General features: G+C 61.0%; 7 protein-coding genes. 1 reads left to right on the forward strand and 6 read right to left on the reverse strand.

What is annotated here, in order from left to right:
- The first annotated feature begins 483 nt into the window (after nucleotides 1-483).
- On the forward strand, nucleotides 484-4,050 hold the full coding sequence (locus VF694_RS00540) for an AAA family ATPase (RefSeq protein WP_440163519.1): 3,567 nt from the start codon (nucleotides 484-486) through the stop codon (nucleotides 4,048-4,050).
- On the opposite strand, the gene VF694_RS00545 is transcribed toward VF694_RS00540, so the two are convergent.
- Genes VF694_RS00545 through VF694_RS00570 form a run of 6 tightly spaced genes read right to left on the reverse strand, consistent with a single transcriptional unit; the run spans nucleotide 4,019 to nucleotide 11,853 of the window.
- Entirely contained in the window at nucleotides 4,019-8,011 is a 3,993-nt protein-coding gene (locus VF694_RS00545; RefSeq protein WP_440163520.1) for a type VI secretion protein IcmF/TssM N-terminal domain-containing protein, read from the reverse strand. The genes VF694_RS00540 and VF694_RS00545 overlap by 32 nt on opposite strands.
- Before the next feature lies 1 nt (nucleotide 8,012).
- Nucleotides 8,013-8,693 (reverse strand): DotU family type IV/VI secretion system protein, encoded by a 681-nt coding sequence (locus VF694_RS00550; protein ID WP_081050039.1) that lies wholly within the window; start codon nucleotides 8,691-8,693, stop codon nucleotides 8,013-8,015.
- 5 nt (nucleotides 8,694-8,698) lie between these two features.
- On the reverse strand, nucleotides 8,699-10,096 hold the full coding sequence (gene tssK, locus VF694_RS00555) for a type VI secretion system baseplate subunit TssK (RefSeq protein ID WP_003799839.1): 1,398 nt from the start codon (nucleotides 10,094-10,096) through the stop codon (nucleotides 8,699-8,701).
- A gap of 7 nt (nucleotides 10,097-10,103) precedes the next feature.
- Nucleotides 10,104-10,745, reverse strand: coding sequence for a type VI secretion system lipoprotein TssJ (gene tssJ, locus VF694_RS00560; protein WP_059317616.1), 642 nt, complete (start codon nucleotides 10,743-10,745; stop codon nucleotides 10,104-10,106).
- Nucleotides 10,746-10,747: 2 nt separating this feature from the next.
- On the reverse strand, nucleotides 10,748-11,152 hold the full coding sequence (locus VF694_RS00565; RefSeq protein ID WP_059317615.1) for a DUF4150 domain-containing protein: 405 nt from the start codon (nucleotides 11,150-11,152) through the stop codon (nucleotides 10,748-10,750).
- 29 nt (nucleotides 11,153-11,181) lie between these two features.
- Nucleotides 11,182-11,853 carry a DUF3540 domain-containing protein gene (locus tag VF694_RS00570; RefSeq protein ID WP_003799836.1) on the reverse strand — a complete coding sequence of 224 codons (672 nt, stop codon included), beginning with the start codon at nucleotides 11,851-11,853 and terminating at the stop codon, nucleotides 11,182-11,184.

An 11,853-nucleotide genomic window follows, 5' to 3' on the forward strand; every position in this document is an offset into this window, starting at 1 on the left:
TGGCGCATCTGAGCACGGCCGGAGCAACACCATTCTATCGGGACCTGTACCCTGCTCCGTCGATCCTGCTACGCAGACCGGCCCGCCAATAGTCGTTTTTTCAGCGCTATGTGATGTCGCGTTTGAGCCGCCGTAATCCTCACAAAGCCATTAACAGCCAATTATCGCCCCCCATGTGATCTATGTTTTGCCACAGCCGCGTAATAAATCAGAGGCCTAATTAGTTTTGTTACAAGCCGACGCGGCCCGCTGCATGCCTTGTGTTCGCGCGGCCAAGCTTGATGGGTCCCTCATAGCGGTATTGGGGATCAGGTTTCCTTCCCGGTTAAACCAAAAATAAACGCCTGCAAACCAGAATGAAGCCTTTTGTTGCATCACTCTAACATTTACTAACGCAGGGTGCAGTCGGCAGGGATGGAAAACAAGATGGGAATGCAAACGGGGATCTCGAGACAGGGTCCCAACCGAATTGAACTCTATTGTTTGGGAACCTTTCGTTTATTGATCGACGGGCAGGACCGCAGTCACCTGTTAAGTTATGACAAGGTCAAGCTGCTGCTCGCTCTTTTGGTGCTGGCACAGGGCCAGGCAATAGCACGAGTCAAGCTGGCCGATATGCTCTGGCCCGAGAGCGACCCCGAGCAGGGGCGCGCTCGGGTGCGCCATGCCTTGTATGTGTTGCGTCAGGCATTGGCCCCCCTGTCCAAGGTGCTGCTCAGCTCCACGGCAAGCCTGACACTGGAGTCCGATACCGTCTGGAGTGACGTTCTGTACATAGGCAGTTCCACGGCGACCGAGCTGGACGAAGCGCGCAACAAACTAAGCCTGTACCAAGGTCCATTTCTGGAGGGCCTTAAATTGCCCGGTAGTGACAGTTTGATGAGCTGGCACAACAACTGGAATGCACGCCTGGACATCGAGCTGGCGCAATGCCGACACCATCTGATCAAGGCATTGATGGCCAGCGAACAGCAGCAGGCAGCCCTGGCGTATGCCAAAACCTGGGTCAATCTGTGGCCTGAGGATGAATCCTGCCACCGTTTACTTATCCGACTTTTGGTGCAGGACAATGATCATGACGCGGCCATGCTGGCCTATCAGCAATGCTGTGATGTGCTCCAGCAGCGTCTGGGTGTACAACCTGACGCACAGACGCGCGCTTTGCTGGGCACCGGTGTTAACGCAGCGCCCGCCTTACATGGGCCGTCCGATCCCGAAGGCTACCACTTTCGGGCCATGGCTACGGTAGCCATTGCGATTGGCTGGCGCCCCAACCCGGACAGCGGCGACGATCCCATGGAGACGGATTACGAAACCAGAACCTTTCTCCTGCGCGAAACGCATGAGCGTGTGGTGCGCTGTGCTCGCGAACACGGGGCCTGGATAGAACAGGAACATAACGCCACCTTGCTGGCGCATTTCGGTTACCCCGCCATCAATGAGCGTCCCGTGGCCCCTGCCCTGACCCTGGCGCGCACGCTGGCCGGTCTCAGCCGGCCAGCCCAAGTCAGTCTTGGCCTGGCCGTTCATGCTGATGTACTGCCCATTGATCCGACCACGCCCATCAACGCACACCATTTGCTCTGCCAATCCGTCATTTCCCTGGCCTGGCAAGCAGACAATGGGGCGGTCTTGCTCAGCAGTCAGGCGGCTGCACGCCTGTCGTCCTGGTCTCTGGAGGCCTTGCCATCAGGCAAAGAACCATCCTCATACCAGTTACGCCTGAGCGAAACCGCCACCGATACCGGCCGCATTCACGGACGGCTGCGCGAGTTCGATATTCTGCTTCAATACTGGAGCGGTCGTCTTAGCGCGGCGCCACGCATGCTGTTGCTGCATGGTCATACCGGAATGGGCAAGACCAAGCTGCTGCGTTCGCTGCAGGACTATGTGCGCAATGTGGAAGGTGCCGTCGTGGCGCTGCAGACCCAGGAAAATGATGTACGCAGCCCTTACGCACCGGTATTGCGCTGGCTACAAAAAGAGCTGCGATATGTCACACCGAATACCGCCGACACCCGTAACGGCGAGCAGGACGCGCAGCTACATCAACGATTGATGGCCCAGTACGACCTGAGCGTTGCGCAGGCCGATATTCTGCATCAGACCTTGATTGAACCGTCCACACTCGGCCAGAGCGTAGTGCGTGAACAAACGCAACACGTCTTGCTGGCCCTGTTGCACGCGCTTTGTCGGAACCAGACCTTGTTGCTGACCTGGGAGGACTTGCACTGGTGTGATGCCGCCAGCCTACAATTGTTGCAGCGTCTGCTGGCTGGCGAGGAGCGGCTGCGCATCGTGGCCACCTCTCGCCAGGCCTTGCCCGAGTCCTGGCCTGTCCTGCCCTTGCGGATTGGCGCACTCGCCCACCAGGACATGAATGAACTGATCAGTCAGCGCAGCCGCTCGATCAAGCTGCCTCGCGATATTCGCACGCACATCATCGAGCACAGTGAAGGCAGCCCCATGCTGGCACGCGAACTGCTGCACTTATATCAGCTCGGTCAGGACCTGACCCTGGTGCCGCGCTTGCTGGACCAGTGCGCCGCCCATTTGCGCCGCCTGACGCCGCTACAACGCGAACTGGCCTACTTGGCAGCCCTGCTGCCCGATATTGACGAGCGCCTTGCCAGCCGTTTGCTGGAGCAACCCCAATCGACCATCCGTACCGTTTTGCAGATCCTGGAGCAGCATGAATGGTTGATGTCCACCGAGCAATCCCGCTGGCGCTGCCCCGATATACTGGGCAACTGTCTGCGCCAGCTCATTATCCGTCCCGAGCGCGAACGACTCGGACGACGGCTGGCCGAGCATATGGTCGAGCATAATCACGCGCCATCGGCTATTGCCACCCTACTGGGGCAAGTTCGCTACCAGGATACGGTCCAGTGGTGGCAACGCGCCATCGAGCACGCACTCGAACACGGCCAGTTACAGGAAGCCGAGCGCTACCTGTCACAGGCTTTACGCAGCCGGCGCTTCATCGCCGATCCCACCGTGCATTCACAAACCAGTTTTGCACTGCACCTGACTAAAGCCTCCTTAAGCACCGCGGCCACGGGCCCGGGCTCTCCCCGTTCGGTAGAAGCCTTCGAGCAGGTCAACGAGCTCAGGGACCCTGAAGAGCCCCTGACCTTGCTGGCCAGCCTGTGGGGCGAATGGTTGACCCGTCACAATCGCGGACAATTGGACGGTTCCTTGCCGATTGCCGAAAAAGTACTGCGCTTGTCCCAGGATCAACTCAACGAGGCTTGGCAAGGCTGGGCCTGGTACGCATTGGCCCAGCATCGCCTGTGGCGGGGCGATCCGGTACAGGCAGAAACGTTGCTGGTGCGGGCCCTGCCGTTGATCGGCATGTCGGCCGAACCCCAGGATGCCCAGGCCCTGCCATCCCAGAAGCCCTCGCAGGCGCTGGCCTATGCCTCGTTGGGATTGTGTCAGGCCTTACAAGGCCATTTTTCCACTGGTTTGCAAAATGCCCGCCACGCCATCACCCTGGCCAGCTACCACCATCATCCTTTGGCGGGCGCCATTGCCTCCCGGCTACATCTGATGCGTATTTACTACCTGGCCGGAAATCTGCAGGAAATGGCTCAGGAGAGTTTGGCGTTGACTGGAACGCAGTCACCGGCCAAGCCCGATACGGTCTGGATTGCACTGGCGCAGATGCATCAATTACTACCCGCTGTGCTACAGACCCGCAACGCGGACCTGATTGAGCCCATGCAGGCCGCGATCGAACGTATACGCATGGATATGCCTGTTGCTGTGGAAGGACAACTGTGCATGCTGGCTCGCGCCCTGCTTAGCCTGGCGCGCGAAGACGCAGCGTTTGCCGTATTGGCCGAAGCCGAACAGATCAGCGAACAACACGGTTCCGTGCTGATGCTTCCAGAAATACAGTGTCTGCGCGGCGATATCTGGCTACAGCGCCAATGCCCGGACCTGGCCAGCCAACACTGGCAGCAGGCCCGGGAAAGCATGGACCAGCATGGGCTGCTGGCCTACCAGCACTGGCTTAACGATCGCCAGGCACTAATTCCGGGTTGACCCGCAAGGCCTGGGCAATCTGCCCGGCCACGATGCGGGCTTGTTCGCGGCTGTCATAAACCGGGCTTTGCACCCGGTACAGATCTTTGCGTCCCGGACGAGGCAAGGGAATCTGCACGGCGTCAATCCCCAGCGCATCCAATTGCTCCACGGCAGCGCGGGGATCGGCAAACACCCCCACCTGAACACGCCAGCCCTGCTGCGACCGCTCCTGAGCCGGCGTCGCTAATGAGGCCGCCACTTGCTTGGGCGCAGGTTTGGCGGCCCGTTTTGAAGCGGGCTGAACAGCCTGCTTTTGCGGTGCCGGTGCAGTCGGGGCCGAATCGGGCGACAATGGTCCCTCCTTCTGAAACACCGTTACTGGCGAACGCCAGCACTGGGTCACAATGCGCTCGGGCACCAGATCCTGCGTCCAGCTCGGTTGCGCCATCGGACTGCTCACGCCGGACTGCGCCTCGCGCAGGGTCAGCAATTGCTCGTTGATCTGAGCCTGTCGGGCCTGAATGCGATGCAACTGGTTCACGTTATCCACCAGATTACGTTGCCCCTGCAAACGCCAGTTCAAGACCAGCCACTGTACGCCGGCATCGATCAGACGCTCTTCTTGCTGCGGGAAGTCGCTGGCCTGGAAACGGTGCTCACCACTGCTGAACTCGTGCAAAAAGTCGATAAAGCCTTCTGCGCCCGGATAGACCCGCTCCAGCACAAAGCCTGGAAACTGAATCTGCAGCACTGCATCACCACACTGCCCCTGTGCCCATGCAAAGGTAGCCCTGGAGGGGAAGTTGAAGTTATCCAGCCGCGTCACACCGCTGGCACATTGCAAACTCAGGCGGGTGCGTTGAGGCAATTGACGCGCCCCGGTGTTGAGCAGCGGCGGCTCGGCATCGATCACAACGGCCGCGGCCAAGGACTGAACCGCTTTGGCCTGTTTATCCAGCTCAGCCAGCTCCTGCTGCAAGGTTTCGATCTGGCTACCGCGCACACGCGCCGCCTGTTCATCGTGCAGGCGCGTTTCGGCATGCGCCACCTGCCGCGCCTGAACGGCGTTCGCGTAGGCATAGAACTGCCCACTAAGCGGCATGCTCTGCCCCAGCGCACTGCGCGGTCCGTAACTTTGCGCATCACGGCTCACAAAGTAGCGCAAATCACCCTGCAAGAACTGAGGCACGGTGCCACGATCACCGTACAACAGTTCATAGGCCAGGACGGGACTGCGCACACCCTGTACCACACTCAAGACCGAAGCGGCCCATTGATCCTGCAAACCGCAGGCGGTGCGCCGGGCGGTGTAATCCAGCACCAAGGCCAGCGGACCACGCATCAGAGTCCACACGGCATCCTCACGGGCTGTATCGCGCTGCAACTGGGTGCGCAAGTCATCCAGACTGTGTTGGGCATCGTGCAGCAACGACTCTTGCACTTGCGGGTCCTGTCCAAACCCCCAGGTCTGGCGTGCCAGTTCCTGCGCGCTGCCCGGCCCCTGCAACAAGCGCTTGATCGCATCGGCAAGTTGAGTCTGATAGGCACGCAACGGCGCAATGCCCGCCAGACTGGCGCTGACGCCCTGCACGCTTTGTGTCAACGACTCCCCCTGCTGCACCGAGCGCAGCCCCACATGCCCCAGTGCATTGACGCGTTGAGCCTGATCCAGCCAGCCTGCCAGACCCTCCTGGGCGGGGGCCTGACGGGCGGCCAGACGCAGTTGCTGCAACGTCAGCATGCTAGCCACCCAAGCCGGGCGTTCTCCGGCCGGCACCTGCTGAAACAGCCCATCGACCGCTTCAAAAAGACGGGCATAGGGATCAGCCACTGAAAACAGACTGCTGATGGCGCCATCCCAATCCGATTCGGTCTGCAAATAAAAACGGGCATCGTTAAAGCGCACAATGAAGCGATACCAGGCGTCGTAGGACAGTTGCCGGAAACCCTGTTCCAGCACATCACTTTGCCCCATCCAGAAACTGCGCTCACCCGAGGCTTCGGCCAGCTCCTGGACAAAGCCCGAGATCGCTGCCGTACCGGTCTGCGTCAAACCGGCAGCGATCACAGGCGCCCTAGCATCGGGCCGGACACTCCAGAAATCCGCCAGCGTAATCGGGCGGATGCTGTTTTGAAAATCCGCCCAGGCCAGCAACCAGGAGGGCGAGCGAGCACGCAAGCCCAGCTGGCGCAGCGCCGCCTGCAACGCATCTAGCTCCCCTTGCAGTTGAACCCGCTCGGGCGACCAGCGCAGATAATCCACATATTGTTGACCAAGCAGCACACCCGTCTGCAGACCGACTTGCCGGGAGGCCGAGTCGCCATACAAGGTCGCCAGCTCCATGCCCGGCAAAGGCCGACCTTCAAGTGGGCTGCCGCGTAACTGGCCGGCCACCAGATTGATGCGACGCACCAAATACTGACTCCAGGCAGCCACTTCTGTCTCGCTGCCGCTACGACTGACGCGTGGAAGATCCTGCACAATCAATGGGTCCAGAAATGCCTGCAGGATTTCGCGCCGGAACGCATCCACAAAACGTTGCTGGTAAAACTGCTGTACCTGGCGCACATGGCCCTGAAACGGCAACCAGGCCTGGATGCCGTGATTGGCGCTGTCCAGCCTGCCAATGGCACTGCGCCAGATATTGAGTGACTGCACATCTTCGTCCAGCGCACCCTTTTGCATGCGTGTTTCGAGCTGCTGCAACGGTTGGGCCGCAAAGGCTTGCAAACTCGAGCGCGCGCGTTCACTGGAGTAAAACAAGCCGCCTGCCAGTGCACCACACAAGAGCAGCCAGGCCAGAACCAGAGAATGACGCAACACACGGCGCCAGGGCGACCAGCGGTCGAAGACTTGCCAGCCATACCGGCAAGACGGCAGGATGCGATCGAGCACGTCGCGGGCAAAGGCAATGCCTTCACGAGTTTGATGCGGAGTGCGCACCTGCCAGTACAGGCCACGCAATAAAGGGGTGGCCGAATACGGCGTGGCCTCGAAAGCCGGGGCCAGCAAGTCTTGCAGGATGGCTTGTTGTGCCGCGATACGTTCGGGCAATTCAAACACCGGCGCAGGCTGCACTCCATGCTGACCGAGTACAATCCGCAATTGCGCCATTCGTCGCCCCACGGACTCGAACGCCTGCGCCAGAAACTGCAGCGAGCCCTGCTCGGCCCCTTGTCCGCCCACCATATAGCCCAGCGCCTGATCGTAGACCTCGGGCGGCAATTGCTGCAGCCAGGCAGACAGACCGGGAACCTTCTCACCCCCTTGCAACATCAGCCAGACAGGAATGCGCGCCTGAAAAACACGCGCCAAGGCATCATGGCGAGCCCGCATCTGCTTGCCCGCCGCCTGCAACTGTTCCTGATTGGCCTGCAATAGCCAGGACAAGTCGATATTGAAAACCAAGCCGTTAAGCGGCTCGCGTCGGCGCGTGCGCATCAGTTGGTGCAACAGACGCGACCATGCCGCTTCTTGGGCCGTGTGCTCATCCGCGCCGAGCACCGGCCCAGCCCACACCATGACACTGGCTTTCATGAAAAACCAGCCCACGCCCTGATCCAGGCCTGGCCCCGCTGCGGGCAGCGATTGCACCGCGAGCCGGGCATAATCGTCCTGAGTCTGGCAAGGTCCAACATCCAGGCTCAGCATCCAGGGCAAGGCATACAACGATGAACGCCGTCCCCCCAGTCGTGCCTGACGCAGCACCTGCAAGCCGGCTCCCCATTGGGCGTCAAACGCGGCATGCTGGCTGCCCGCCACACGCGGCATGTCCCGCGCCAGACGCCGGCGCAAACGCCACGCCAGCCAGCGCCGACGCAGCCCCGCAGCCAGCCAGATCAGCAACAGCGCGACCAGCACCAGCGTTGGCAAGGCCCACAGCGGCCAGCCCTTGTGCATCACATACAACCAGGCCAGCCCCGTCAGCACGAGCAGCAGCGCCAAGAAGCCCAGCACACGCAAACTTCGTTTCAACATATCAATGGTCCATCAACAAAGCGCTGGCCAGATTGGCCAGTGAGTGATCCAGATACAGATACAGCACCAGCACCAGCAGCAAGGGTGCCAGCAGCAGCGTCACCGTGTATCCACTGGGCCGCCCCGTCAATCGCCCGGCTGGCCGCGGGGGCGTGGCCTGTCCGGTACCCGACTGCGGAAACAGCGCCTGTCCCGCCGCAAAACCCGGCATGCCCTGCTCATGACGTATCTGCTCGAGCAACTGCACTCGCCAGGACTCAAACTCACCGGGCGCGCGCGCCGCATATTCACCCTGGAATCCGGCAACCAGCACCAGGCCGTACACCTCACGCACCTGCGTGGCATTCTCGGGCAGGGCCTGCAGCCGTTGATAAAACTCGCTGCCAGCGCGCGTGGTGGCAAAGTAATGACGCTGCAACGGCGTCAAACGCCAGTGTCCGGCTCCGGGCCAGGGACTGGTCATGGCCGCCTCGTCAATCCAGGCCACAATGGCAAACAGGGCGGCGCCGACCTCGGCCTGTTCATAGCCGCGCTCACGGGCGCGCGCGCAGGCCTGATCCAGCGCCTCGATCAACGCCGCACCGCTTTGGGCTGAATCGGCTTCCTGAGAAAAGTGAGTACGCGCCTGACGCATGACCGTCAAAAAGAAAGAAGCCAGGCTACTGTCCTGTATCACGGGCATCGCGCTCACCATTTGCTGACAATCAGTTCAATCTGCAGGTTCTCGGGCGCGCCCAGCGCAACCAAGGACACTGCGCGTGTCTGCTCCAGTGCCGCCCAGCCCGGCGACATGGGATCGATGTAGCAGTACAAGGCTCCCGGACGACGAGGAATGCCGCGTGGCGGTTCGGCCAGTTTGAGCAGCTCGACCCCTCCCAGCGAATGGGTCACCATCAATTCAACCTGATCGGGAGCACACAGCTTGAAGTCGCCCGCCAGCGATTGCAAACGCTCTTGCTGCTCGACTCCGGCATAGGCCACCAGGTGATAGCGTTGCCGAGCGGCAAAAAACGCGTCCGGCAGCTCAGCCTCGTACAAGCCTGCGCTGGCGCCAACAGGCTGCAAACGGATCAGCAATTCAGGAGCCGCAACAATTTCATTGAGCAAGGCGCTGATCAGGGTGCTCATGGCGTGAAACCCCGCTGCCAGATCTTCGTGCTGATACGGCGGGGCCAGCACCTTGCCGTCCCGGGTCTCGCCCATCATGTCGTAGCGTTCCGAGAACGTGGACAGCTCGCCGACCAACTGCCGCAACAAGCCGTAGACCTGCCAGGGATGCGTCTGCGGAGCCTCCAGCACATGATTGAGCATGGGGCCATAACGATTGAGCACCTGCAAAGCCACCAGCAAGCTCAGGTGGTTACCGTCCAAATCCTCCGTCCTGCCCAAGCCGCCAGGTTTAAAGACTTCCAGCTGCCGTGCGCGTCCGGTCAGCTCGTCGCGGATGCGTCGTATCGTCTCGATCAGCCAGGGACTGGCCGACAAATTCAGGCTGGGGGGGATGTACTGGCGCTGCAAGCGCGCCTGATCGCCGTCCTGCTCCAGCCGCGCCACAGCCAGCAGTTCATAATGACCCAGCTGAGGCAATTCCTCGTCCCAGAACACGCGCAAGACGTAATTCATCAAGTCCAGTTGCCCCTCAGGGCCCTGCGCATAATCATCCGCCACCGTGACCGGATCGGCAGCCGCCACCATGCGCGTGCTCACCGTCTGAGCCTGGCCCGGATCGTCAACCACACTCACATTGGCCTGGCCAGGCATCATGCGCCGCAGTCCAAGGTACACCGTACGGCCAGTGGCCAGATCCGCCAGTTCAAAACCGCGCGACTCAATCACGGCATTGCCGGGATACTGAATGAAACTGCCGTCGCGCAGCCGCGCTGTTAAGGCCAGCACCCTGAAATCCAGCGTCTGCAATGCCGCCTCGTCCAACTCCAGTTGCAGCACACCCCATGGGTACGGCTGAGTCTGGGCCATGAATAAAGCCAGACGCTGGTAGAACAGATTGTCGTTATGCTGGAAATGCTGGGGCTGCAAAAACAGACCCTGGTGCCAGAAGATCGGTTGCAAAGGATGAACGCTCATGAAATCTCTATGGGTGTTGGTGACCGACGGGCCAGGGGCCCGCTGCCGGCAAGGTGGCCGGGGGCGGAATGACAGTATCAGTCTGACTCTCGATGATGGCTTGCGGGCCCAGCCGCAGACGAATACGCAACGGCTCGGGCCGGGCCTCGTACTCACGGAACATCAGGCCATGGCTGTCAAGCTTGGCGCCAAACTGATAAAGACGGGTGCTGCGGGCGGGGTCCAGGTGCTGATAGCCCAGCGCGACGGCGACGTAACGGGCCTTGTCCATGCGTGCCAGCCGGATGCGCCGCTTGACGCCCGGCTCGATAAAAATACGATCCAGACTGAGCAAACCCGTCGGCGCGCTATCGGCCATCAACAGACTGGAGAGCTGATCGGGCCTGCTTGAATACGGCTCAAACACTGAGGGTTCGACCATCTGCGCCACCACCATCAGCACCGTATGCGCCTGCCCTCCCCAGGTGTTCAACTGTGGATCGGCATTAACCTCCAGCACCAGCGCATCACGCTCGTACTCCCACTGCAGATCCTTCAAGGCCTCGTCCTTGGACTTGGTCTTGAACATGCCGCAGCCGGTCAACACCAGTGCGGCCAGCAAGACCAGCGCGGCGCAGCGACCCGTACGGACACTATGACTGTGCCTCATCCTCAGCTCCCCACCATCACCGTACTTTGACTAGGGCTGATCACCGTCCCGACCGAATTGACCGGCATGCCGTTGTGGCCCGTCATGCAGCCCATGCGCACAGCCGGTTTGCCACCCACCATCACCGTCATGCTGCCGTTCATGAACTGCACTTCGCCTTTGATTCGATTGCTGGCTACGCCGCCGACAGCGCCGACCTCATCACCGCTGCTCATCATGATTTTGCTGCCCTGATTCAAAGCAGGCATATTGACCACCAGCACATTGCGCACCAAGCCCGAGGGCTGGGCCATCTGCGTCGTCGCCAGATTGGGAAAAGGCGTAGGCACGGGACCGGCCGGACTTGGCACTTTGCACACATCGGGAATCGCATTGGCCTGCGCCCCGCCATTGTTGAGCATGAACATAAATAAAAATCTCCTTGGCAATACCGGGCCTAGCCCAGATGCACCTGCTGGCCGTCCACGACCACACGTTGAGCGCCACGCAGCTCAGCGCTGCGGGCCCGCACACGCCAATCCCGCTCGATGACCAGCCGCTGAGAGGCAGCCGCATAGTCATCGTGTCCCGCCACACGCGTAACGCGCTGACCAGCATGTAGCTGGCTCTGGCCATCGTGCTGCTGACGCTGGCCGCTATACTCCTGCCGCTGTGCAAAATAGCTGTGCAGGGACTGTCCGGCCAGATGCACGTTCCGGGCCTGTAACAGATACTGTTCCGCCTGTAGCGCCACATCCGCCCCTTGCAGCACCACGGCCTGCGCCGCTTGAAAATGCAAACCGCCGCCAGTCTGGACACGGACGCTGCCAGCACTGCGCACCACGGTATCAGCGGGCAGATGCAGCTGCGCCGTCTGACCGGAGCGCTCCAACACCGCCAGGATGTAGGCCTGCCGCCCATCGAACGTCAGCAAGACCAGATCGCCTACTTGTGGCTGCAACAGGCAGGAGGCTGCCAGCGGTGCAAAGCAACTGCCCATCGTGCCAAGCACGCCCCAGCGCTGGCCGGCCTGGACATAGACTTTGGCCGGCACGGTTTGCCACTGAGCGACCTGCGAGGGCTCCTGCGCGATGGACGGCTGCTCAGAACCTGAACTCAGACAAGACAT

Source organism: Alcaligenes sp. Lyrl_28 (genome assembly GCF_051948705.1).
In the GTDB taxonomy this organism is placed as follows: domain Bacteria; phylum Pseudomonadota; class Gammaproteobacteria; order Burkholderiales; family Burkholderiaceae_B; genus Alcaligenes; species Alcaligenes ammonioxydans.